This window comes from uncultured Gimesia sp. (genome assembly GCF_963972345.1).
GTDB lineage: Bacteria > Planctomycetota > Planctomycetia > Planctomycetales > Planctomycetaceae > Gimesia.
The window spans coordinates 1-26,448 of the sequence record NZ_CAXAVM010000094.1 but is presented as its reverse complement, the minus strand read 5'-3'; the positions used below and the strand labels follow the sequence as shown (position 1 = coordinate 26,448).

The following is a 26,448-nucleotide window of genomic DNA, read 5'->3' as shown; positions in this document are numbered from 1 at the left end:
ATGGAGCAGGGGGATAATGTCGTGCTGTGTGACCGCAGGCGCTGTTTTAACGGTCTCTCGAAAGCGGGCACCGGAATTGAGCCAGTGACGCAACTGCTGGAGTTCCTCCTGACTGAGATGATTTTTCTCCTCGGGCGGCATTTCTGCTGACTCGATCATCTGAAACAACAGACTGGCATCTGCGTCTCCCGCCTGGATGATTCGTCCCGACTCACTCCCTTTCAGAATGCTTTCGGGAGAACTCAGATCCAGGCCCGCTTTCCTGGTTTTGGCATTGTGACAGCCGAGGCACTTCTCCTGGAAAAGCTGCTGGATATTGCTTTCATAGAAAACAGGTGTTTGCGCAGCAGCTTCTTCGACCTCTGCAGCGAGTGAGGGAATCGCGACGCAGAACAGGACCGCTATCAAACCTGTTCGCTGGAATAACAGCGTGCAATGTTCTCTGATCGATGCAGGGGGCTTCACAGGCGGAATCTCCATGATCCAATGAACACGGTATTTGTACAGTACAGTCTGGCTCATTGCAGCGATAAATACAAGTCCCATAACAGCGCCAGTGACAGGCAGCCATAGCAGATCGCGCACAAAATCAAAGCTCCGCGCCGCCAGAGGTGAGGTCGCAACTCTGGGGGAAGCAGTCTCGTGTTGACAATCAGAATCTGTATCGCAGCGATGGCCAGCACAGGTCCGGCGACAGCTCCCAGGATTTTGAACAGCGACAACGCATGCCCCCAGTTCACCGCCAGCAGTCCCCAGATCGTGGCCAGAAACAGGAAAAAGTAATAGAGCCGACTGATACTCATTCGGCGACGCGCGCGGACCTGCGGGCTGGCTACCCAGACGATATCGGTTACTGTGCGGATCAGAACATCGGTGTTACTTAAATGGGTCGACATCAGCACCCAGAACCCATTCAACAGCGCCAGCCACCAGAAGCCCGACCAGAGCTGCTCTGCCATGTAACGGGCCTGGAAAGCGCCTGCCGCCAGATGGTCCATATTCGTATTCTCCGGGATGACGGCTGTCGCCAGGTTGACATTCAAAAACATGCCGACCAGGCAACCCATGCCCCAGAGCCAGATCTGGTCTGCAGAAACATACTTCCACCAGGCACGCCAGTGTTTCAGGTTCTCATCAGTAACAGGAAAAACCTGACCGGTCGCGGACAACTGGACTTCACTATGACTGAAGGCACTCGAGATCGAGCCAACCCTGCTGCCCATCCCAAAGCCCTTATCGCGATACCAGTTCGTGATCACCAGGTTTCCAATGCCCCCGGAGCCTGCTGTCGCAGCAAAGGCAGCCAGTAAGAGAATGTCGATATCCGCAGGGAGTTGGCCAAACTGAAAGAAACCACTTAACGTTTTCAGCCAGTGCTCAAGCGGCACAAAGAGCACATTCACGATGGTCAGAAACGAAAAAATGAATGCGATCATCACCCACGAGAAATATTCCAGCATGCGCTCGATGGTCTTGCCGGAAAGCAGAATTCCTACCGTCACCAGGATAACAACATAAGTTAAATAACTGAGGTACGTGGCATCACCATCACCGGCGATATGTCCGGCAAACGCAGCAAAGAGTACGGAAGCACAACCGGCTGCCAGTGCGGGAACTCCCAGCTGGGCAATGGTGGCGAAAATATAACCGCTGGCTGGCCCAGAAGCGGGAACCAGGGCGTAAGCGCATGATGCCCACCAGAATCGGCTCACCCGTATACAGCGTGTAGCGAATCGCTTCGAGGTTAAACAGCAACTGCAGTACAATCGCGACCGTGGCGATCCACAGGATGTCTAATCCGTATTTGACGGTAATGGTTGGCCCGACCAGCCACTCGCCTCCCCCGATCGAACCCGCCAGCAGGATTGCACCTGGACCAATCGTGCGAAATAAATTGCGAAGTGTAAAGGGGGGCGGTGCGGGCAGATCACCGACTGTCCATGGTGCAAGATTCCCGCTGTGTATCGTCTGTGGCTCTTGCTCTGAATTCATGCTCATCACGTATGGCTTTTCTCTGCAGTTCACTCAAAGTTTGTTACATCACCGCTTGTGACTGTTCTGAAACGACTCGATTCTGCATAATAAATAACGTTATAACAGACGGCATTCTTCAATTCATTGAAAACCCGGGAAAAGTAAGACTCATATGAAAATCGCGCTCACTTTTTGCTTCAACCTGTTTCTGATGGTATCGCTGGTCACGGCGTCGGAACCACTCGTTCCCGCTGACTGGGATGCGGCACTCGCTGGAGACCAGGTTCTGGAACGGCTGATTCCTGTCACAGGTAAACAGGTGAAAGGGGCTCACGATGCGGAAATGGTGCTGGTGGAGGATCGTGCTTTTATCGTCGCAGAGGTGAACGATACCCGGGCCGGGGAAAGTGCCGGCTGGCCTGAAATCTACTGTGCCATGTCAATTGTGAATCTCAAGTCGTTAAAAGTCGAAGCCGTCATTCCCTTCGCACGCAGCAGTCAGAAATTCGAAAATGAAACTCTGCCCGTGGGTGCCTGTTTTGTTCCCCGGATTCTGACACACGATGAAAATACGCTGCGTTGTTTCTTCGCCAGTGAGCAACCCGGCGCGCGACAGGCACAAACCTGGTATATCGACTTCGATCTATCTTCGCATACTTTTGAAAACAAAATCCATAAGCTCAAACTGAAAACAGCTGCCGGTACTTTTGACATGCAGCCACAGTTCTTTCATGCAGATGCCGCTGCCCGTGGATTCAGAAAACCGGCCAAAGATTTCGGGCTCTACCTGTTTGATCGCTTCAAGAACTGGGACGGTCAGACTTATATCGCCATTAATAATTTCGCGACAAAACAGAATGCGCTCGCCCGCATTAATGATCAGCACGATACCATTGAAGTGCTGGGCCATTATAACGAACCCCAGTCGGCACAACTGAGTGAATCGGCCGTCAATCGCCTCCCCGATGGCACCTGGATGGCCATTTGTCGCAACGATGGCGGTAATCGCAATTACTATTTCACCACGAGTCAGAATAGACGTGACTGGACAGAAGCAACGCCCATCACCGCGGTTCCCAATGGGACCAGTTCAAAACCAACCTTCGACAGATTTGGAGACGTGTATTATCTGGGCTGGCAGGAAGCCACCCGCGTCGAGGGTGTGAATCGCAGTGTCTTTAATATTGACGTCTCCCGGGACGGAAAGACGTGGCAGCGGAAGTATCGGTTTGAGACACCCCGGTCTTTTCAATATCCGGCATTCGCAGAACATGCGGGTGTAATCTGGCTCTGCGTCACTCAGGGAGATGCTTCTCCCAGTCGCAAAGAGCGGATCATGTTTGGCAAACTGGAAGAGACGGGCGTGTTTGCTTCACAAGCGGGCATGCAGCGAAAGCCAAAACCAGAACCAGTGGTTCCGACTGCCGTCATGCAGCCGGGAGTAGAACTCTTTACCGATCGCCAGTATCAGCTTCAGGAAGTCCCCGGATTGTTGAAAGGGCTGAAGTTCCTCAAAACAACCATTGAAGGATACACGGCGGTCTGCAAAGAAGCCGGGACTCTCTATGCCCTGACTCCCGCCAGACGTCCCGGAGCGGCGAGCCGGGAACTTGATCTGATCCGACAGGGATTTGAAAAAGTTGATCTGCCTGAGTTTCCGCTCTTTCCAGGTGAGATCAATCGTGTGACGACGTGGCGTAAACAGGTTAAACAAGGGGCGCATTTGCGGTTTCAGAAACTGGTACTGCTTGTATTGGGATCAGGCACAAGCGTGGAAGTGACCGAAGCGACTCCCGAATCAAAGTCAGAAAAACAGGCCCAGATTCAGAATATGGAACGGCTCGCGGACCTGGCCCTGGTTCCTCCCGTAGTCAATACATCCCCCCTTCCGGAATATGACTATGACAAACTTGATTATGGCATGACGATTGGCATCGAACGAACGCCGGGCGGACGTCTCTGGGCCTGCTGGGTGGCTGGTGGCGACAGTCCGAAAGCATTCTTTGTTCTGGCTTCCAGTGATGATGACGGCGCGCACTGGTCTAAGCCGCGAGTGGTGCTCGATTCTCATTCTCCCGATCTACCCATCGATCGCAGCATCCTGGTCGGAAATCTCTGGACCGATCCCCTGGGGCGCTTGTGGCTGATCTTTGATCAATCACTGCATATGTTTGACGGGAGAGCCGGTGTCTGGGCGACGATTTGTGAAAATCCCGATGCCGATCAACCAGAATGGTCCCCGCCACGCCGAATCTGGCATGGTGTCACGTTAAACAAACCAACCGTTCTCGCCAGCGGAGAATGGATGCTGCCCGTTTCATTGGATCAGCGGAGCGGCTTCGGTCCGTTCAAGGGCTGCTTTCAGGAACTGGATCCCCTGCGTGGTGCCAATGTGTTTGTTTCGACCGATCAGGGAGCCACCTGGCAACGCCGGGGAGCGGCAGTCTTTCCGAATCCGGACTGGCACGAACATATGATCGTGGAACGCAACGATGGTTCCCTCTGGATGCTGGCAAGGACCGCGAAAGGCATCATGCAGACCACTTCCACTGACGGCGGTCGAACCTGGGCAACGCCTTCTCAGCCGCCGCAAATCCGTCAGCCCAACGCGCGTTTCCATATCCGCCGTCTGGCTTCGGGACGCCTGCTGCTGGTGAAACATGGAGACCGGATTGATGCCCACCAGGGGCGCGTGCAGTTAAGCGCCTGGCTTTCAGACGATGATGGCCAAACCTGGCAGGGGGGACTGGTCATTGATGAGCGAAAAGGGATTTCGTACCCCGACGGGTTTCAGGCTCCGGATGGATCCATTTACATTTCGTATGATCGAAATCGCGCCACGGATGGCGAAATCTTGCTGGCGAAGTTTACCGAGCAGGATATCCTGGCGAAAAAACTGGTGAGCCCGCAGTCAAAGTTGAAGCAGCTCATCAGTCAAGCAACCCACGCGCAGAAAAAGGCAAAGCAGAAGCCAGAGTAAACCAACTGCATCGGAAGATTCAGTCGGCATTAAATATGTCGTTCCCTGAAATTACCGCCTGCTGCCCGGTGAAGGCAGACAGGCGGCAGTCAGTGATCCGGGACCGGTCTGGAGATCAGGGTTTTAACTGATGTTCGCCGTCCGCAAACTGCTGATGGCAGGCATTACAGTTTTTCAGCATGGATTGATAGTGCATCTGAGCTGCTTTAAAATCTTTTGCTTTCGCGGCTTGATAAAGCTGACCACCTGCTTTGCGTACTTCGATACTGTGGGCGTCCCACGCTTTGCGGTTCTCTTCGGGTTTATGCAGAAGCAGCAGGTTGCCCCCTTCTGCGAGAATCAGCGAGTCCGCTTTGATCGATTTCCAGGCATTTCTATCAGCAGGTTCTGATGCCATTGCCTGCTTGAGCCGTTTGTAAGTCGGTTGGAAAACGTATTCCATAAATTCATGCATATCCGGCTCGACCGGTTCGCCAACGGCGGTCTTTTCGTTCTCTGGTTCTGCCAGAACAGTCGAAGATGAATCGAGTGTCAGCATGAGACCGACAAACAGTATGAAACAGAGTGAAAACAGGGTTTTACCATACAGGTTCATTGTGAGATTTCCTTAAAAGAATCAATATCAGTTAGATCTATGTGAAAATTAAAAAGGTTCAGTTGGGTTCTGTCAGGCTTAAATCAGCAGAATCTGAAGACACAGATAAATCGGTGTACTTTGACCATGGGATGCAATGCTTCCGAAACCAGATCGCTGCAGGAAGTGCTGATTCCGGAGTGTCATAATTTCCGAATCAACTGTTTCAAAGTCATTCTGCCTCTTCAGAAGCAGGAAGTAAAAACTGGTTTCCTGATAACCGCTATGGAGAAAGGAACGGTCGTTCTCTTCCAGAACCATGCCGGGGAAGATGGTATGTGAGTGCCAGTCTGAAGGCAGGGGCAGATTTTGGAAAGGGGGATGAAAGCACTTCAGGTGCTGGAACAGCTGTTGTCCCTGCAGACTGTCATGGCTATGGCTCCAGCGCACAGGAAGACAGACTGCAATCAGGATGAGCGGGAATATCAGGAGTCTGTATAAATGATGCCGCATTCAGTTTTCCGGAGCAGGTGATCACCGGGGAGAATTCGTGTTAAAGAAACAGAGGATTGATTGTAATGTCTTTAATGCGACTCAGCAATCCAGGGGAACGGTCCCTCTAAAATGAACCGGGACAGGGCCGTTTCAAAATCCCTGCAAGAAAGAATCGTGTATTTTGATTTGAAAAATGTTATAATTGCATTTGTTGTGTCTTACTGAATATTAACTGTCTAAGCAGCAGGAGAAACGGTGATGACCGATAAACGATATCAGACAGAAATCGCAAATCCACAGGTCGCGGAGTGGATCCTTCAGCTTGGCAGTTCTGACAGCGAACAGAGACAGGCTGCACGAAAGAACCTGACTCAAATCGGGAAACCCGTGGTCTCTGCGTTGGCGATAGCATTGGAAGATGAGTCGGAAATGCGCCGCTGGGAAGCTGCGAAAACACTGGAATCCATCCGTGATCCGTCTGCCATCCCCGTCTTGATTGAAGCGTTGGCCGATGATACCAGTGTAAAATGGGTTGCCGGAGATGCGTTGATCGCATTGAATGAAAAGGGAGTGCCCGAGATTCTGCACGCATTGATCAACGAAACCGCGGAAATCAGGGATGGGGCCTGTTTTGTACTGCATCATCTGGCATCTGATAACCCCGATTTGCGCGACATTCTGACCCCCGTAGTGCATGCATTAAAATCACCGGAGTCCTCCTTGACAGTTCCCGTACGAGCGCTTGAGGCACTCTCAAAATTATCAGCTGTGGATTCCTGACATTTCTGATTTTCGATTCTGCTTCGTTTTCATTTTTTTAATGAGCAGCCAGTGGCAAATGAGTCATCACCCCCTCTGCGAGGGATTATCGTTCAGCTGCGTCAGGCAGTGCCCCTGGTGTTGTTTTTCCTGCTCCTGACGATTCCCGATTCTTTACACGCACAGTCGGACGTATCGAATCCATTTCTGCCAGCAGGTGTTAGTGAAGACGGTTGGCCTGCCGTCCGCGGTCGTCATTATGATGCACATTCTCCTGAAATTCATATTGCCGATACCTGGCCCGCTGCAGGGCCACCGGTTCTCTGGGTGAAAGAACTGGGGCAGGGGTACTCCGCTTTTGTGGCGGAAGGAGATCGCGTTTATACGCAGGGGCAGAATCTGCAGGGACAGTATGTGTATTGTCTGGATGCCCGTTCGGGGAAAGAGATCTGGAAGTACTGGTATGACTGGCCATATGAGCTGGCGGGAGTCTACCCGGGACCGCGTGCTACTCCGACTCTGATCGAGGGGCGTCTGTTATTTGCTGCTCCCAGCGGACTGCTCGGGTGTCTGGATGCAACGACGGGAAAATTGCTCTGGTCGCGAAATCTGGTCAGTGAATTCAAGGGGGACGGGGGCACGGGCTTTGGTTACGCCTGTTCGCCTGTAGTCGTCGATCAACTGGTTCTTATGCCTGTCGGCGGACCGGATGCCAGCATGGTTGCCCTGCATCTGCCGGATGGCAAGACAGCCTGGCAGGCGGGGAGTCAACCAGCCAGTTATACGCCTGCCATGCCGATAACCCGCGATGGGCGAAAGCTGGTTGTGGGTTATCTGGAAAATGCACTCGTGCTTCACGATCTGAAAACCGGTGAATTACTGCTGGAACATGAGTTGTCAGACGGGTATGACGAACACTCTTCCTGGCCACTCTACCGGGAACCTTATTTATGGATCGCCGCTCCCTTCAGGGCAGGTTCTCAACTGTTTGAAATCCCCTCCGAATTTGAAAAAGACACCAGGCTTAAAAATATCTGGCGGTCACGAATTTTATCGAACGATGTCCTTTCGAGTGTGCTGGTGGGCGACCAGATTTATGGCTTTGACATTTTTGATCAACAGTCCAAAACACAACGGCCCTCGCGGGGAAAATTTCGCTGCATTGAATTTCTCACAGGAGACGAATTATGGGAGCAGGGGTCTGGCAGACCGGAACGTTCTCAGAATGATACTTCAGATGAAATCGGTCAGGCGGGGATCATTGTTGCAGACGATAAACTGATCATGCTCAATGAACGTGGCGAGCTGATTTTGTTAAGAATCAATCCGGCGGAATGCGAAATCCTGGCGCGGTGTTCTGTCTTGTCGGGCGAATTGACGTGGACGCCTCCGATTCTACACCGCGGGTGTGTTTATATCCGCAATCAGTCACGGGCCGCCTGTATCTATGTGGGAAAACCGGAATTACTGCCGCGACAGCAACAGACATTACGCGTCGATGAAATTCCCCAGGAGCAATACGTGGACTGGGCCGGGCAAATCCTGTCCATCGAACCGGAATATGCGTTTGACCTGCCTTCCAATGCCTGGCTCTGGAACTGGTTCTTCTGGTCTGCGGGATTGCTGCTGGCCAGTCTGCTGTTGGCGTTGATCCCGGCAAGCCTGGTGCGGGTTGAGCATCGGCTCTTGACCTGGACCGTCTGTTATCGAACGCTTGCCTTTTTATGCGGTGCGCTGGGGACAACCTGGATCAGTGCCTGGACCCGGGAGTTTGTATTTACCTGGCCGCTCTGTCTGTATATTGCCTTTGATGCAGTGATGGCTGTTGTCCAGTTTCGAAGATCCAGGCAACGTTCTCGCTGGCGTGACTATCTGCCTTTGCTCGTTTTTGTCGGCATAACGACATTCTATTTTCTATTATGTCGTCGTCTCAGTCTGGTTTTCGAATGGGCGTTTCTGGCAGGACCCATCGGAGCCCTCTTGCCGGGTTTGCTGGATGCTCAGTTACCTAAAGAAAGGTTCAGCGGAATTGGTATCTCTGTCCTCTTAAAGCTGGTGACGTACGCCGGGTTCTATGGAAGTGGAATCGTGGTGTTCTGGCTCAAATACTGATGCGAGGTTGAATCGGAAAGAAACCGCTTTCACTGCCTGGTGCAGCAGGTTATTCCTTAAAACTGATCCTTTTACTATGAATGTCCATGAGATCCTGTTGAAGTTTTAAACAACCTGTTTCCAAAGCCAGGTTTACTGCATAGAATATATGTAAACGCATACGATGCAATCAATTGCAGTTTGCAGTCGTCAGACGGTTGCAGAGAAATTACCTCGCAGGGAGAGAGGGCAGGCAGCCACTTTTTCCCAATGCGGGTATCGTAATGCGACAGTGTCAGGAAGGAACAGCTCCATGTGTGCTTCCACTGATCAGGAACAGGTTGCTCCCGCAGAAAAACAACATCGATTCACAAATGAGCCGCCTGCTTTCTGGCGATCACTGTTGTTGAAAAATACTCTGTTTGTGGCAGCCGTCGTGGTACTCAGTGGCGGGGTCCTCGGTCATCTGGCTTATGTTGCCGCTCGTGAGATTATTCACGACAACATTCATCTCCGACTGCAGCTGGTTGTGACAGACCGGGCCGCCCTGTTCGAAGAATATGTCAAACAGCAGCTGGAACGTTCAGCGCTGGTGACGAATCGTACCAGCCTGCATGAATTGATCCACAGGTTCAACCAGGGAGAGATCGACCTGGATTCATTTCGCGAGCAATCGCAGCGTATTCTGGAGGACACCAAATTTGGAAGTTCATCGGGTTTCCGTGATCTATGGATTGTCAACCCGCAGGGAACCGTGATTACCGCGACCAATGCTGATTATTTGAGTAAGACCTACGCCGGCGATCCTGGTTTTCTTGAAGGCAAAGAGCATCCCCGCCTGGATCTGCCCCAGGAAGTAAATGGCCGCGCTCTGACTTATCTGGTGGCCCCCATGAATGATGAAGCGGGCAACCTGCTGGGGGTGCTCATGGTCTGGCTCGATGTGACCCCGCTCAAAGACATTTTGATGAATCGAGTGGGCTTGCAGGAAACCGGTGATTTACTGGTGGCGACCAAGCAGGGAGATCACGTTCGCTATCTCTTCCAGCCGCGCGACAGTGATGCCTGGTCGGTTCCGATCTCGGAAGTACCGGCGATGGCCAAAGCCCTGCAGGACGAGAGTGGATCAGAGGTGATGGATTACAGTGGTGAGCGGGTCCTGGTCTCTTATCGCCCCGTGAATTATCAGCCGGACCTGGAAGCACCCTGGGGAATGGTAGCCAAAATCAACCTGGATGAAGCTTACGCACCTGTGACGTATCTCCGTAAACATCTGTTGTTGATACAGCTGGGGCTGGTGTTTTTCGGTATGGCTGCTTCCTTTCTCGTTGCCCGTCGTTTTACCCGACCGGTGCTGGGGCTGGCGACTTCTGCTGCGAAAATTGCCAAAGGGAATCTGGATGTCCGGGTTCCCAGCACCTCTTCCGATGAAGTAGGTTTGCTCGGAGCCGCTTTTAACCACATGGCAGAGGAACTGTCGGCTTCTCGTGATGAACTGGAAGACAGGATTGATCAACGGACGGCTGAATTAAAAGCATCGCAGAAACAGCTCAGACGGCAGTCTCAGATTCTGCAGTCCATTCTGGACAGTATGGGCGATGGTGTGATCGTAGCGGACCAGGACGGGAATTCGGTCTTCTGGAATCCGGCGGCAGAGCAGATCGTCGGCATTGGTCCGCAGAATGTTGATCCCGACAAGTGGTCACAGATTTATGGATGTTACCTGGCTGATGGGAAAACCATGTGCCCCTCCCAGGATCTGCCCCTGGCCCGGGCGATGCGGGGAGAATCGCTGGATGGAGTTGTGCTGTACCTGGAGAATCCGGATATCCCGGAAGGGACCTGGATCAGCGTTACAGCGCGTCCTCTCCGGAATGACCGTGGCGAATTGCGCGGCGGCGTCATTGTGATGCGGGATATTACCGAGACGCGGGCCAACCAGGAAGAGCTGGAATCACGGGATAAGAAGAACCGTGCCATCCTGGCGACCACGCATGAAGCGTTTGTGGGGATCAATGAAAAGAGCATTATCTGTGAGTGGAATGATCAGGCTGAGGTGACATTTGGCTGGTCTCCTGCTGAAGCGATCGGGCGCTCCCTGGAAGAGACGATTATTCCCGAACGCTACTGGCTGCAGCACATGCATGGAATCGAACATTATCTCCGGTCAGGTGAAGGCCCTTTCCTCAACAGGCGACTGGAACTCTCAGCCATGCATCGGGACGGTCACGAATTTCCTGTTGAACTGACGATTACACCGGTGCCCCAGGGAAATGGATTTCTGTTCGCCGCCTTTGTGCATGATATCACCGAAGAAAAAAGGGCGGGGGAAGAGCTCAGACAGGCGAAAGAAGCAGCCGAGGCCGCCAGCCGTGCGAAAAGTGCTTTCCTGGCAACCATGAGCCACGAAATCCGCACTCCCATGAATGCCGTCATCGGGATGACGCAACTGCTGCTTGATACGAAACTCGATTCTACACAACATGAGTATCTGACGATGGTGCAGGAGTCCGGAGAATCGCTGCTTTCCGTGATCAATGATATTCTTGATTTCTCGAAAATCGAGGCAGGGCGGTTTGATCTTGAGAAGACGCCGTTCCATCTGCGGGAAAATCTGGGAGATACCATGAAGTCTCTCGCAGTCCGCGCGCATCACAAACATCTGGAACTCGCTTTTCACCTTGACGCGGATGTCCCGGATACGCTTGTCGGCGATCGTTTCCGACTGCGTCAGATCATCGTTAACCTGGTTGGTAACGCCATTAAATTCACCGAGGAAGGTGAAATTGTTCTGGATGTGAAACTGGATTTCCGGTCAAAGAAAGAACTGCAACTGCACTTTATTGTTCGCGATACCGGAATCGGCATTCCGGAGGACAAACAGCAGCAGATCTTTCAGGCATTTGAACAGGTCGATGAATCGATAACCCGTCGCTTCAGTGGCACGGGGCTGGGGCTGGCAATTTCCTCACGTCTGATTGAAATGATGGGGGGACAGATCTGGGTTCACAGTGAAGTCGGCAAAGGAAGTGAATTTCATTTTACTGCCCGCTTCGGATTGACAGAGGCCGAAATTCCACTGAATGACCCCCTGATGAAAGTAGACCTTGATGGTTTACGGGTGCTGATTGTAGATGACAATCACACCAACTGCCAGATTCTTGAAGAGATGCTGAAGAGCTGGAACATGCAGACACAGTCCATCAATCGTGGTAGCGATACCCTGGATGTCATGCGCGCCGGCCAACAGGCGGGGCAACCGTTTGATCTGGTGCTGGTCGATGCCAATATGCCGATCATGGATGGCTATTCTGTCGCAAAATCCATCAAGCAGGATGCCGCGCTGGGTAGTGCAGTCATCATGATGATTACATCCAGTGATCGCCAGGGAGAAATAGCTCGCTGCAAAGAACTCGGGATCGCCGCTCATCTGATAAAACCGTTAAAGCAATCTGAACTGTACAACTCGATTGCAGAGACGCTGGGAATGAACGGAGAACCGCAACACAATACGCGCACTGCAACCTCTGAGCTGGCACGGCGGATTCCACCACTCAATATTCTGCTGGCGGAAGACAGCCTGGTGAATCAGAAACTGGCGCTGGCGCTATTGGAACCCCATGGTCATGATGTGGCTGTTGTGCTGAATGGCAAAGACGCCGTTGAAGAACGGAAAAAACGCGATTTTGATCTGGTGCTCATGGATGTGCAGATGCCTGAGATGGACGGCCTGGAAGCGACGCGCCTGATTCGGGAATACGAGCAGGAAACGGGTGAGCATGTTCCCATTGTCGCGATGACCGCCCACGCCATGAAGGGAGACCGCGAGCGTTGCCTGGAAGCGGGCATGGATGGTTACGTTTCCAAACCGGTTCGCGTCAGAGAATTGTATTCGACCATCGAAGACTGTCTGCACCTGAATCCGGCAGCAGCTCTGACGGACGAAATACCAGTTTACGAAATGCATGAAGAGGGGGAGGGGGAAGCCATGAGTGAATCCAGCAACGATTCAGCAGACAGAGAACCGGAAAAAGATCACGCTGCAGATACAGAGAGCATTATTGACTGGCAGCAGGCGATGGAAAAATCAGAAATTCCCGTTGAATCACTCAATGAACTGGGCCAGATCTTTCTGACAGAGGCGCCTCGCTTATTGTCAGAAATCAGGGAAGCTTTGAAAGACAATGATGCCCAGTCACTCAGACGTGCTGCCCATACCCTTAAAAGTTCGGCAGCCCTGTTTGAAGCACATCCTGCCGCCGCCGCAGCCCTGAAACTGGAACTGCTGGGGAAGGAAAAAAAACTGAGCGAAGCCAGGGAGGCATTAGAGAATCTGGACAGGGAATTCGATCGATTGCTACCGGCGGTCGCAGCGCAGATTGATTCCACGACTTCTGAAAAGGAATGAACCATGAATACAGCATCAGGGAATACAGTAAAGGTACTTCTGATCGAGGATAATCCGATTCATGTCGGGTTGGTGAAAACCTTACTCGCAGAATCAAAAACGCCCGTCTTTCAACTCCAGTATGCAGGGACGTTACAGGCGGGATTGAATCAACTGGATTCGTCTGCCGTGGACGTGGTACTCCTCGACCTGACACTGCCTGACAGTGAGGACCTGGATACTTTTATCAGGGTACGTTCCTTTGCCCCCGCGATCCCCATTGTGATTGTGACCAGTCTGGATGATGTCAAACTGGCTGCCAAAGCGGTGGAAGCGGGAGCGCAAGATTACATGGTGAAGACGCAGCTCAGCCGAACTTCGCTGATTCGTTCGCTCCGCTATGCGATTGAACGGACCAGGGTACGCGATGCGGAATGGGATTCACCCATGTTTCGACTGGCCCAGCGACAGTTTCTGAAAGCCGCTCAATTCATGGGCCTGGATGATAATATCAGGCAGCGGCTGTTATTCCCCCAGCGAACCCTGGTAGTCACATTACCTTTTCGACGGGATCATTATACTGAAGTCGAGACAGTCTTCGGATATCGAGTCCAGCACATTCTGACGATGGGGCCAACAAAGGGGGGGATCCGGTATCACCAGGATGTGAGCCTGGGAGAAGTCTCAGCCCTGGCGATGTGGATGAGCTGGAAATGTGCACTGGTGCATCTCCCATTTGGGGGAGCGAAAGGGGGCGTGCGTATCGACCCGACCGGATTAACCAGCCACGAACTGCAGCGTTTGACGAGACGGTTCGCTACAGAGATCAGCCCGATCATCGGCCCTGATAAAGATATTCCTGCGCCCGATATGGGAACGAATGAGCGGGTGATGGCGTGGATTATGGATACCTACAGCCAGGAAGTGGGTTATACCGTACCCGCCGTGGTTACCGGAAAACCGGTGGTACTGGGGGGAGCCCGGGGCAGAAATGAAGCAACAGGCCGCGGTGTGGTTTACCTGATTCAGGAAGCGGCGAAGCACCTGAAAATGAACCTGAGTGAATGCACGGCAGTGGTTCAGGGGTTTGGAAATGTCGGCAGCCATGCGGCTCTGTTTTTGAGTGAACTGGGAGTTAAAATCATTGGTGTAAGCGATGCCACAACCGGCATTCACAATCGGCATGGATTATCCATTCCCTCTTTGCTGGAATATGTCGCCGAAAACCGGTTTCTGGAAGGGTATCCCGAGGGAGATCACATCAGCAATGAGGAATTGCTGGAGTTGAAGTGCGATATCCTGGTTCCTGCCGCGCTGCAGAATCAGATTACAGCAGAGAATGCCGACCGGATTCAATGCAAGCTGCTGGCAGAAGGTGCGAACGGACCGACGACTCTGGAAGCGGATGAAGTACTCAATGAAAAAGGGGTCTTTATCCTGCCCGATATTCTGGCAAACGCCGGGGGTGTGACGGTATCTTATTTTGAATGGGTGCAGGATACGCAGAATTATATGTGGAGCCTGGACGAAGTGAATGAGCGGCTGCACCGGATTCTTAAAGACGCCTTTCACAGGACGCTGAATCGGGCAGAGAAGCATCAGTTTGATATGCGGACCGCCGCCATGATCGAAGGGGTCGAACGTGTCGCCCAGGCCAAACTGGCCAGGGGACTATATCCCTGATTTCGACCCGAAGCGACTGGTAATGACGGCAGCAGACTGCATCTGCTAGACTGTGTCCAGTTTTACTGTTAGCGTCTCCAGAGGCATTTGAATCGAGTATAATAGATTGAGAGACGCTATGGTTAAATGTGATGCGCTCTAGAATTCGGAATGAGAGAGTTCAAAGACAGTTTACTGTGTGTAACGCGCCACAATTTCTATCAGTTCTTTGGTGTTGATCGGCTTACTGAGAAATGCATCACAGCCACTGGCGAGACACCGGTTCATATCACCGTGCATGGCGTCCGCAGTAAGTGCAATAATCGGTCTGTTAAAGCCGAGGCTACGCAGCCGTTCTGCCGTCTGGTATCCATCCAGCCTTGGCATCTGCATGTCCAGCAGAATCATATCAAACGAGTTTTGTCCCTGTTCTACCCGTTCGATGGCTTCCAGACCATCATTGACCGATTCGACTTCTGCTCCCGACTTTGTCAGAAACTGTTTGACGAGATAACGGATATCACGACGGTCGTCGACGACCAGCACATTGCAGGACAAAGCGGGTTGCGTATCCAGTGATTTGGATGTGTCAGGCGTTGATTTGTGTTTTTTCTCCGGGTGGACCATCGGAACAGAGTCGACCTGTCCGGCACTGATTTTACAGGTGAAAGTGGTGCCGATTCCGGGTTGGCTGGTGACCTCGATATTTCCACCCAGCATGCGGGCCAGACGCGCGCTGATGGCCAGCCCCAGTCCGGTTCCTCCAAAAGAGCGGGTTACGGAAGTGTCACCTTGTGAGAATTCCTGGAAGAGCTGGGAAAGCTGTGCCTCTGTGATCCCGATACCGGTATCAATCACATCAAACTGAATGACCGGACACTCGCCCGAGGCATCGTAGGAGATGACCAGTCGAATTGAACCTCTGGATGTGAATTTAACCGCATTGCCAATCAGGTTGACTAAGATCTGCCTTAGACATTTCGGGTCACTTTCAATCTGGCTGGGGATGGTGGTCGCGTATTCGACACTGAAATCGAGTTGCTTTTCTACAGCGCGAACCTGCATCATCGAAAACACGTCTGCGATCAGCTCATCCGCGGCAAACCGTTCCGTCACGCATTCCATCTTACCCGCTTCGATTTTGGAGAGGTCCAGAATATCATTGATGATATCCAGCAGGAAACTCCCGTTTTTCTGAATCATGCGCAGGTGTTTCAATTTTTCCGGATCATTCTCGGCACCGGCAAGCAGGTCGGCGTAACCCAGAACGGCTGTCATCGGGGTGCGTATTTCATGACTCATGTTGGCAACAAATTCACTCTTGGCAGCACTCGCCTGTTGTCCGATTTTATACAGGCGGGCATTGTCGATCGCGATGGATGCCCGCCGCGCCAGTTCTTCGGCTGTCTTGAAGTCAATGATTTTGTGACGCAGTGCAGGGTCGGTCTGAATCAGAGATAAAACACCAAACTGCTGATCACGGATACCCAGGGAGACGACAATCAATGATTGAGCGCCAAGCTTCCGCAGTGCAGGGAGATGCTCCGGTGTCTGGACGATTTCACCGAGTAACTCAGCTGTCAGGTTCTCTACAAAAATGGTTTCATCGCCAAACAGATGTGGGCTGGAAGACCGATCTTTCTGTCGGGGATCGGAATCAGTTTTCATCAGCTGATCTGCCAGCACCGAGTCACCTGGATCTGCATGTGCAATTTTCATACGCCGGACTGTATGGTCATCACTGATCAGTTCCAGGATCGCCCAGTCTCCTAACGTGGGGACACATAACGACGTGACACTTTCCAGTGTCGTTTCAAAATCGAGCGATGATGCGAGCGTCATGGTTGCTTCACTCAGAAACCGTTCGATTTCGGCTGTACGCTGTTCGAGTTTTTCCTGAACTTTTTCTGCGGTAATATCCCAGAAGAGTCCGGCAAAATGACTGGGATTCCCCATTTCCCATTCCACAGATTCCCCCATCAACTCCATCCACCTCGGTTCTTTACCGGAATGGATGATGCGAAATTCTTCTTGAAAAGCCTGCCTTTTCCTGACGGATGTTTCCCAGACTTCCCGGAGCTTCGGTAAATCCTCGGGGTGGATCGTGGAATAAAATCGTTCCAGCGTGACAGGTTCTCCCGCAGGTATCCCCAGCAGATCGTAGATTGCATCGGACCAGTACAGGTTATCGTATTGCAACTCCCAGGCTGCCATACCTCCTGCCTTCAGTGCCAGAGAAAAACGTCTTTGCTGAATCTCCAGGTTCTGATTGACTTCATGCCGCTCTTTCAGCAGATTACGCACGCTATATTGGCGTTGCCGGTCTCGAAGATTGGCCCGGATCGTATTAATAAAGACTGCTATCCGAACGGGTCGCCGAATCAGGGTGATGTTCCCCAGTTCCTGCAGCTGATTGAGTGAAGGCGAGGCATGCTCACCAGCTATCAGTAAGACGACAATGGGAAGATCAGACCATGCCGGTTGATGCGACAGTAATTCCGGTATCAGACCAGTATGGTCAGTTTGCAGATATTCTTCTGCGATCAAAGCGACGGCAGCATTGCCCTGCTTCACCTGTTGGCAAAGATCCTGCAGGCTGGTGCAAACGTGCGTTTCAATTCTGGCATCTCCCAGAACATTCACGCAAAACTCATTGTCTTTCGGGGTCGGAGCCAGAATCAGTACACAGAGACTGTCGGAATCCTCTGCCACTGATTCTTTATTCATGCTCTCTCCCCAGCAGGTTTGAGATTTTGCCGGTGTAAGTGGGGGTACCACTGAGAATTCCCTGGAATTCGTCTAAAGGATCACCCACCCGAATAATGCCATCACGCATCTGAAATTCACGTATCGTCCGCTCATGAGAGCCCGTTCGTTTCTTTACCACTGAAATCGCCTGTCGTAACTCGCCCCCTGCTTCAAAATAACGAAACAGGATGACCGCATCTGCCAGGTAACTGGCATCGACGGGGGAAGCCATGGTCCCCAGCATCCCATGCTGGGCGACGACCAGAAACGTGAGGATTTTCTGTCTGGCCAGTGTCTTGAGGATTTCGTGCATTTGCACGATCAGAAAACGCTCATGGGGCATCGCGTTCATATACCCGTTTAAACTGTCGATAACCACGACAGAAACTCGTCTGCCATCTTCGCTGGGGCGGATGGCTTCGCGTATCTGGCAGGCAAATTCACCCGGCAGTAACTCTCCTGGATCCTGTTGATGGATGACAATGTTTCCAGAATCGAGATGTTCCTGGAGTGGCATATTCAAACTGTCAGCACGCTCCATGAGGACTTCACGAGTTTCATCGAAGATAAAAAAGACCGCTTTTTCGCCACGGGTCGCCGCGGAAATCGCATACAGCATGGCAGTCGATGATTTACCGACTCCTGCCGGCCCCATGAGCAGGGTACTTGTTCCGGGGGAGAGTCCGCCGCCAACCAGTTGGTCTAAAGATTCGTTTCCACTCAAAACGAGCGGGAAACTGGAACTTTCAACTGGTTGTTCCTGGCCTTTACGGGGAAACAGGTTTATGCCTCCCGTCAACAACTGAAAGTCGTGATTTCCGCCCTGGAACTTCTGGCCTCGATGTTTAATCACCCTCAGCCGACGACGTTCCCCCCCGTAATCTCCCATCATGTGTTCCAGACGGATCACGCCATGCGCAATACTTTGTAACTGCTGATCGGCATCATGGGCGGTATTATCGTCGAGCATGAGTACCGTGCAGCTGCGTCCGGTAAAAAAATGTTTGAGGGCCAGGATCTGGCGGCGATAACGCAGGGGACTCTGAGCCAGCAGCCTCATTTCCGAAAGCGAATCGAAGGCAACACGCATGGGCTTGCTGCGTTCAACATGTTCCAGCACCCCGCGTATTGTTTTACTTAATTCCACTTCGGATGGTTCGAACATGGAATACTGTGACTCATTGGAATCTACCAGATCTTTTGCATCTACGAGTTCGTAAACATCAAGATCTTTCATACTCCAGCCGTGCGAAGCAGCAACCGCTTCCAACTCCTCTTTGGTTTCAGACAGTGTTACGTATAAACCCGTCTCTCCCTTTCTGGCCCCTTCCAGCAGAAACTGGAGGGCGAGGGTGGTCTTGCCCGTCCCCGGGTCACCTTCGATTAAATAAACACGACCGGATGTGAGTCCACCTTCAAGAATGGTGTCTAGTGCATGATTTCCTGTCTGCACCATCTGGTCACGATTTGAATCTTTCATCATCGTTCTCTCGCATTCACTTAACTGTTTTATTCGAAAAGTAATCAGGTTGAGTGTGATGTCTGGTTCTGTAGTCCCACAGAAAAAAGCATCCGCCGGACCACTTTCTGGATCTATCTTCACAATAAGGTGAGGTAGCTCCTCAGGTTAAATACACCCACGCCTGTTAATTTATTATCAGCAGGTCGATACTTTCTGTCTACAGGCTTCCAGGGAAAAGCCACTATACCATAGAGACATTCTGGGAAAAAAACAGGACATGCGATATTTTTTCGCAGTGACTTCAGAGGATGGGAAAGCAGAGATAATAATGCTCCCGGTAACCTGTTTTTTGGAAGCCTGCGGGATGAGAACTCCTGAAAAACAAGGGGAAATAACGTCCTGAGAATCCCCACGTCATCCCTGTCACGATTTAAGAACAGAATTGAAAAATGTACTCTTCGGCATCAGTTGCATTTCAGCCGTAGACATTTTGTCGCAGTCTCGGAAATATAAGGCAAAGTGGCATGCACAGTTTCGACATCGAAAAGGAAGGGGAGGGAAAACGAATCAGGAAAGCAGGATCGATCAGTTGGCACTTCGAAAAATCCGATGCGCCGCTCGAAATGCCGTGGGCCTCAATAAGTGGAATCGGCGGATTATTTATTTTCAGAGGGAGGGGTCACATTGACGGTGATCAGCTTGGACCAGGCGGCAAATTTGCTGTCTGCTGGCGTCGCTTTCTTTTCTGCTGAATTCGCCCTGGTTGTCGCTTGCGTCAGCGCGGTCTCCGCCCGTTTCAACCGATCGGCATTCTGTTTTACCTGTTCTGCCGACTTCGATTTCTCAGCGGTCGCATTCGTGGTTTCGATATCGGATTTGATTGTGCTGACGAGCGCTTCGAGGCGTTTCACTTCGGCAGCTGCGGCATTGCTGGCAGGAACATTGTGGCGATATTGTGTGACCCCCACCCCCATCAAGGCAAACTGATACTGGCCTGGTTCGATCTTGAAGTTTCCGTTGGGCTTGAAATCAATGACCAGCGTTCCCTCTGTCTCTTTTTCTCCAATATTCACTGTCGGAGGCCGGCGTAACATCCCGAACAACTCGTTCGGCTCAATTGTCAGGCTTCCTTTGCGTGTTCCCGTGTCTTTCAATTGAATCGGAATTTCCAGCTTCTGGTTCAGTCCGACAGTCCAGACTTTCTCCTCGGTCGGTATGATTTCCACGGGCGCTGCTTCATCTTCATTGATGGCGAGAGGAATACGTGTTGTCAGGCGAGAGCGTACCCGAATGGCATCTGAGAAAATATGTCCCCAGATCAGTGAGGCAAACCTGGCTTCACGGACTTCCTGTTTATTGTTGATCTGTGCTTTCCCTACGATTTTAAATTCACCGGCCCAGCGTTTTGCCGTGGAATCTGCGGAAAGGACCAGCAGACCGCGATCTGTTTTTCCACTGAGGACCAGTGGTTTTGCCGTGACACCTGGTGGCAGTCCTTCTGCGGTCACGACAATTTCTCCCGTAAAGCCATCCTGCCGAGGGGCCACGATTCGCACGCCCCAGTTTGCACCACGTCTGAGCAGGGGAGTGACAGAGTAGCCTGTTCGGTTCGTAGGTAAAGTTCGTTCGGTCGAAGCGAGCAACTGAAAATCGGGCGTGGGTTCCCTGATCGCCAGTCGATAGAGATGAGCCGGACTGCCTCCTCCAAACTGGTTTAAAACGACAACTTCATATAGTCCCGCTTCCTTAGCTGTAAACGAAGCCGCCGCATCCACGGTATCGAAATTAATCGCATCCTTATTGTCGGCACTGAAAAATGAAGGCAGGTCATCGTTTTCGGCTACTTTTTTTCGTGTGACTTCACCTGCTTTTGTTTTGGTGATCTGAAAAACTTCCAGGTAAGGATCCACTTTCGATTTCATTCGGTCTGCAATGACTTCAATGCAATACGTTTTGCCTTTGGTGGCCTGAAACTGATAGACATCCTCTTCATGAGGCTCGTTGAACTGGCCGGCAATTTCGACGGGAACCGAGACCGTTTGTATTTTCGGGGACACCGATTCCCGTATCACAGGCGCGGTAGCAAAACCAATGTTGACGGTATTCGAATGCTCCAGCTGGAATTCATGGCCGTTCAGAATTCCCTGCCGAGGCTTCCAGGGCTGGAAACTCGCGGGGGGTGTAGCCACTTCGGGCAACTGGATTTCCACTTCGATCGATTCCAGTTTCTGTCCATTTAATGAGACGGCATTTCCCAGGCTGCCCCCCGGTAAATTGCGTCCATAAACAGTATAGACATTCCGGGATCCAGGTTCTCCTGCAGGGGGGAAAACGAAATCGATGTGAGGTCGATCAGAGATATTCAGACGATAAAAGTGTTCTGAGCCACCCCGGTACAGGATATCGGAAATCGCCAGAAAATACTCCTGATCCTGTTCGGACTGGAGTTCGAGAAAAGGATCGCGGCCAAACCAGTCCCGGTTACGGGTGATTTCGCGTCCTTCGGAATCATAAACCACGATCTGACCATCCAGGCGGGAATCAACTCGTTCCGCAATCAACTCGACGAGCACGCGTTGCCCCCCGCGTGCTTGAAAACGGTACCAGTCGATGCCCCGAGCAGGAACACTACCTGTCACAGTCGAATTCACTTCCACAGCTTGTGCTGTCTCTCGACTGTCATGGTTACCTGTTTCATCGATTTCCCTGCTGTCAGCAGGAGCAACCACAAACGGTCGGGCCGTGGACAGTCCAAAATAGGAGACGGCGCGGACTTCATAGATTCCGGGTGGCACATCTTTCGCGACACTGACTTCAAACCGGGAGTCCTGTCTTCGTGGTTCCGGGTAGATGTCATCGGCGGGCAGCATCACCGGTTTGGCTGTGATTCCCGGATGTGAAAAACGAAGTTCGCTGGCGTCGTCCAGATTCGAACCGAGGATTGACAGTTCGACTGTTTTTCCTGCAGCTGCTGCGAACGGTTTAATCTGTCTGAGATCCGCTGTGGGCAACTGTGCACAAACCAGCTGCTGAAATGACAGCAACAGCAGCGCGATTAAACAGACGCGTGTCTTCCAATGCTTGATCGACTTCATTTTAATTCATTCACTATCGTTTAATGGTTGAACAAAAATTCTTTAGTGTTGATGACTACCCAGATGATGTCTTCGTAGGCTTCTTTGACGGCCTGTTCCTCGGACAGCTTTTTGGGGTCAGCTGCCGCCTGTTGACGTTTTTTAGCCAGATGTGCCAGAGCCGTATCGATTTCGCCCTGATCAGGTTCTCGCGACATGGTGAGCAGGTAGAGTTCTGTAATGTGAGTCCGGTCATCTTTTGATTTATCGCGTGCCATTTGTAACGCTCTGCCATTCGGGGCGGACAGGATATTCTGGATGGTGTCGGAGTTAATCAGATGCAGGCTCTGTGCCAGGTCCGCATTTGCCGTTCGTTCACATTCACAGGCTGTATCCATCTGGGGACGACCAAAGACACGCAGGAAGAACGATTCCACATTCGCCGAGTCATCGGGCAACGCGACTGCGCGAACACCCACGGGTTGATGATTGAAATTATTCTTTGCGCCCGCAGCATCATTCATGGCGTCCAGCATGATTTCCGCTGACAGTCTGCGTGGATAGTAACGGGCATAGTTCTGATCGTCATCCTGGTTATATTCGTTGGGAAACGAACTGAACTGATAGGTGCGGCTGTTACAGATCACGCGGCACAGCTGTTTCAGATCATAGTTTGATTTCACGAATGACTCAGCCAGCTTATCCAGTAGTTCCGGATGCGTTGCCGGGTTGGTAATCCGAATATCGTCTTCCGGCTCGACCAGACCCCGGCCTGAGAAATGTTTCCAGTACCGGTTAACCAGCATCCTGGCGAAGAACGGATTCTCGGGTGAGGAGATCCAGTCAGCCAGGTCAATGCGAGGGTCGCGGCGGGCAGGAATCTCTAACGCTTCCCCATCGAGTGGCGTTGGTTTGAGTTCGCGGTCGGTATTGGGATTTTTCGCAACAGCAATCATGCGTTGATGGTAGACCGTGTCGTCTTCCGGCAGCTTGTAAACTTCTTTACGTCCAATCGTCGTGAAGAATGCCTGGAAGCCATAGAAGTCGTCCTGGCTCCATTTTTCATACGGATGATGATGACACTGGGCACACTGAATTCGCACACCCAGGAAAACCTGGGCAATGTCAGACATCTGGTCTTTGGGGTCTTTCACAGCCCGATACCATGAGACAGCCGGATTGGTTCCCGATTTGCCACGCGCCGTTACCAGTTCTGTGACAAACTGATCGTAAGGTTTATTGGTGGAGAGACTGGTGCGTATCCAGGAATGGAACCCGAAGGTTTCCCGCGCCACCTGTTCCAGGTTTCCCCCCGCTTTGTTTCGCAGGATTCCCGCCCACTTGGCTGCGAACAGATCAGCGTATCCGGGACTGTCCAGCAGTTCGTCAATTTTTCGAGACCGTTTGTCCGGACGCGTGTCAGCCAGAAACGCGCGGGTCTGTTCCAGAGTCGGAATTCTTCCCGTGATATCGAGAGTGACGCGTCGCAGAAAGGTAGAGTCGTCACAATCATCCGAAGGCGGAAGACCCAGAACTTTCAGCTTGGCAAAAATATGCTTGTCGATAAAGTTCGTCGGTTCAGGCAGATCGGGAGTCGGCCTTCCTAAGGGGATGGTTGCCATGAAGACGGCAACGTGTTCCTGAAAGCGAACCATGACTGATGTGGTGCCCGTCATGTCTTTGAGTGTTACCAGTCCATGATGATCTACTTCAGACATCTTGGGCTGGTTCGGCTTGTACTCTGCGACACGGGTAATATCCTGTGTTGTTCCATCTGAAAAGTAAGCGGTGACTGTCAACTGCTGCTGCGCCTGCAACGGCAACACGCGATTCTGAGGATAGATTTCAATGTGTTTGACAGTCCGACTGGTCTCAGGATCATATTGCATGCCTTCCTGAATCCAGCGCCGGATGAGCTCGTATTCTGCACCCCCTTTTTTAAAGCGACTTCCCCCGCCGTGAGGAAGTTCTCCTGTCGCTTTCCGCAGCAGTAAGCTTGTTTCGGGTGCCGCGGGAGAAACGCGGCGTCCCAGTGATTCTTTGGTGAGGTATTCAAAATCATTGTCTGGTTCATAACCCAGCAGGGAAAGATGAAAATTATTTTTTCCGGAAGGCGTGCCATGACAGGCCCCACTGTTACAGCCGCCGCGCGTCAGTTGAGGAATCACATCGTTATAAAAATTGACCGGCCGCTGCTGTTCAAAAGAGGAAACCACTACAGGAAATTTCACCGTCAGTTTCTCATTCAACCGGCCTGTGATACGGGCACTGCCGTTGGACAGCGGCGTCACAAAACCCGTGGAACTGACTTCGACAATTCCTGCAGGAAGGGTTTCATATTTCACTTCCCGTGTCACATCACGCTGACTCCCTGTTTGATCCTCCTTCAGAGTCACCAGCAGTTGTTGACAGGCATCGGGATCAGTGAGCTGAATTGTCTGTGCCTGTCGGGGAAGGTAGCCGACCAGCTCCGCCGATTCAGCAGAACCAGAAGACGACATGCAGACAGAAGTCAGACAGAAAACCTGCAACAGTAAAAGAGAAATCGATTTCATAGAGCTTCCCGGATTTTCAGTCTCAGAAGGTTCACTGTCAGACTGGTGTAGCAACCATCGCAGATAATCAGGTTCGAGCAGAATCACCCGGCTTAAACAGGTCTAAACTGGCTACTGAACCGGATTTATCGATCGTTTTTCTTCAATCAGTCCAAATTGTGGAAGTTTCTCAATTAAATTGAACTTGTATTTCCATTCTAAACGATGCAAGATACATTACAATACGTTGATGCGTACTGGTTTTCAAAACGCATCGAGTTTTTTTACCGATTGGGGTGATTGCAATGGGTGTGAAATCCACAACAGGTCGCTGTGCAGGTCCGATGAAGCGTCGAACATTTCTGGAGTTCGGCGGGGCCAGCCTGCTGGGACTGGGAATGAATGATCTGCTGCGTCAGCAGGCACTGGCGAAAGCGATGGGCGATTCACTTGAAGACACCTCTGTGATTTTCGTCTGGCTTCCCGGCGGTCCTCCCCATATGGAAACCTATGATATGAAGCCTGGTGCACCGGCAGAGTATCGGGGAGAATTCCGACCGATTCATACGAACGTTCCCGGTCTGGATGTCTGCGAAATGCTTCCCCAGCATGCCAAAGTCGCAGACAGGTTTAATCTGATTCGTTCCATTCACCACGAATTTGCAGACCATGGTGGCGGGCACAAACGCTTGATGACCGGTCGGGTTCCCGCCACACCTGTCGGCACCATCAATGATGCACCCGCTGTAAGCACGATTGTTAAAAAGATGCTCGAGAAAAACGGGAACGAAATGCCGGTCTGCGTTTCCGAAGTCGATGCTTCCCGTGCTTCCATCGATACCTTCGCGATGGGGCCCGCTTACCTGGGACCCGCCTCAACTCCCTTTATGGTCGCCGGTGATCCCAGCGATCCCGATTTCAAAGTCCAGAACATCGGCGTCAAGTCCTCAATGGAAACGCGACTCGATGACCGGATTGCCATGTTGAAAGGCATAGATGATTTCCGCCGCGATGTCGACAAGAGTGGCTCAATGAAAGCGATGGACAGTTTCAATCGCCAGGCCATCGACATGCTGACCAGCGAAAAAGTCCGCAGTGCATTCGATCTTTCGCAGGAACCCAAAGAACTGCGCGACCGTTATGGCTGGAACGCTTATGGGCAGCGCGCCATTCTGGGACGACGCCTGGTAGAATCGGGTGTCCGTTTCGTGACGATGGTCTGGGAACATCCTTATCCGGGCAAACCCACTCCCAAGACAGCCGCCTATAACTGGGATTCCCATGCAGTCAACGCGCATCTGTTCAAAGACTGTGACTGGCGTCTGCCTCCGTATGATCAAGCCGTTTCTGCTTTGATTGAAGACTTGTACCAGCGTGGCCTGGACCGACGGGTCCTGCTGGTGGTCACGGGAGAATTTGGTCGGACTCCCAAAATTTCGGTTCAACGCGGAACACAGACCGGCGTGATGCAGCCCGGCCGCGATCACTGGCCGAAAGCGATGTCCGTATTGGTCTCAGGAGGCGGAATGCGAACCGGCCAGGTGATTGGTGCGACGAATCCCAAAGGGGAATACCCGGTTGAACGACGGATGACCCCCAACGATCTGTGGGCCACTGTCTATCGTCATCTGGGGATCGACTATGAGCATGTCCTGCACGACCTGCAGGGACGCCCGGTTGCCATTCTTCCCTTTGGGCAACCCATTCC

The 26,448-nt window shown here is 52.0% G+C and carries 14 protein-coding genes; 6 read left to right on the top strand and 8 right to left on the bottom strand.

Annotated elements, in window-relative coordinates:
• Both AACZ40_RS16330 and AACZ40_RS16325 read right to left on the bottom strand, forming a co-directional pair.
• Positions 1–465, bottom strand: a 465-nt coding sequence (locus AACZ40_RS16330) for a c-type cytochrome domain-containing protein (RefSeq protein ID WP_339675041.1), incomplete at its 3' end; no start/stop codon positions are given.
• A 53-nt stretch (positions 466–518) separates the two neighbouring features.
• Positions 519–1,712, bottom strand: coding sequence for an Nramp family divalent metal transporter (locus AACZ40_RS16325; protein ID WP_291166557.1), 1,194 nt, complete (start codon positions 1,710–1,712; stop codon positions 519–521).
• Positions 1,713–2,146: 434 nt separating this feature from the next.
• Here AACZ40_RS16325 and AACZ40_RS16320 point away from each other — a divergent pair, with 434 nt between their 5' ends.
• On the top strand, positions 2,147–4,954 hold the full coding sequence (locus tag AACZ40_RS16320) for a sialidase family protein (protein WP_291166559.1): 2,808 nt from the start codon (positions 2,147–2,149) through the stop codon (positions 4,952–4,954).
• A 115-nt stretch (positions 4,955–5,069) separates the two neighbouring features.
• Here the strand turns inward: AACZ40_RS16320 and AACZ40_RS16315 are convergent, their stop codons facing one another.
• Positions 5,070–5,549, bottom strand: a complete 480-nt coding sequence (locus tag AACZ40_RS16315; RefSeq protein ID WP_291166561.1) for a hypothetical protein — start codon at positions 5,547–5,549, stop codon at positions 5,070–5,072.
• A 78-nt stretch (positions 5,550–5,627) separates the two neighbouring features.
• Positions 5,628–6,041: a hypothetical protein gene (locus tag AACZ40_RS16310; protein WP_291166562.1), complete on the bottom strand. Its 414-nt coding sequence runs from the start codon at positions 6,039–6,041 to the stop codon at positions 5,628–5,630.
• Positions 6,042–6,281: 240 nt separating this feature from the next.
• On the opposite strand from AACZ40_RS16310, the gene AACZ40_RS16305 reads away from it, so the two are divergent.
• From AACZ40_RS16305 to AACZ40_RS16290, 4 genes are all read left to right on the top strand, one after another.
• Positions 6,282–6,803: a HEAT repeat domain-containing protein gene (locus AACZ40_RS16305; protein WP_291166564.1), complete on the top strand. Its 522-nt coding sequence runs from the start codon at positions 6,282–6,284 to the stop codon at positions 6,801–6,803.
• A gap of 51 nt (positions 6,804–6,854) precedes the next feature.
• Positions 6,855–8,894 carry a PQQ-binding-like beta-propeller repeat protein gene (locus AACZ40_RS16300; RefSeq protein WP_291166567.1) on the top strand — a complete coding sequence of 680 codons (2,040 nt, stop codon included), beginning with the start codon at positions 6,855–6,857 and terminating at the stop codon, positions 8,892–8,894.
• A gap of 292 nt (positions 8,895–9,186) precedes the next feature.
• Complete coding sequence (locus AACZ40_RS16295; RefSeq protein ID WP_291166568.1) at positions 9,187–13,281, top strand: response regulator; 4,095 nt, start codon at positions 9,187–9,189, stop codon at positions 13,279–13,281.
• Between the two features lie 3 nt (positions 13,282–13,284).
• On the top strand, positions 13,285–14,943 hold the full coding sequence (locus AACZ40_RS16290) for a Glu/Leu/Phe/Val dehydrogenase dimerization domain-containing protein (protein WP_291166570.1): 1,659 nt from the start codon (positions 13,285–13,287) through the stop codon (positions 14,941–14,943).
• Between the two features lie 171 nt (positions 14,944–15,114).
• Here the strand turns inward: AACZ40_RS16290 and AACZ40_RS16285 are convergent, their stop codons facing one another.
• The 4 genes from AACZ40_RS16285 to AACZ40_RS16270 form a co-directional block, all read right to left on the bottom strand.
• Complete coding sequence (locus tag AACZ40_RS16285) at positions 15,115–17,649, bottom strand: response regulator (protein WP_291166572.1); 2,535 nt, start codon at positions 17,647–17,649, stop codon at positions 15,115–15,117.
• Entirely contained in the window at positions 17,642–19,153 is a 1,512-nt protein-coding gene (locus AACZ40_RS16280; protein ID WP_291166574.1) for an ATPase domain-containing protein, read from the bottom strand. Before AACZ40_RS16280 ends, AACZ40_RS16285 begins: the two co-directional genes overlap by 8 nt.
• Positions 19,154–19,788: 635 nt before the next feature.
• Positions 19,789–22,227 carry a hypothetical protein gene (locus AACZ40_RS16275; RefSeq protein ID WP_291166576.1) on the bottom strand — a complete coding sequence of 813 codons (2,439 nt, stop codon included), beginning with the start codon at positions 22,225–22,227 and terminating at the stop codon, positions 19,789–19,791.
• Between the two features lie 20 nt (positions 22,228–22,247).
• Complete coding sequence (locus AACZ40_RS16270) at positions 22,248–24,761, bottom strand: DUF1549 and DUF1553 domain-containing protein (protein ID WP_291166578.1); 2,514 nt, start codon at positions 24,759–24,761, stop codon at positions 22,248–22,250.
• 323 nt (positions 24,762–25,084) lie between these two features.
• On the opposite strand from AACZ40_RS16270, the gene AACZ40_RS16265 reads away from it, so the two are divergent.
• Positions 25,085–26,448, top strand: a 1,364-nt coding sequence (locus tag AACZ40_RS16265) for a DUF1501 domain-containing protein (RefSeq protein WP_339675034.1), incomplete at its 3' end; no start/stop codon positions are given.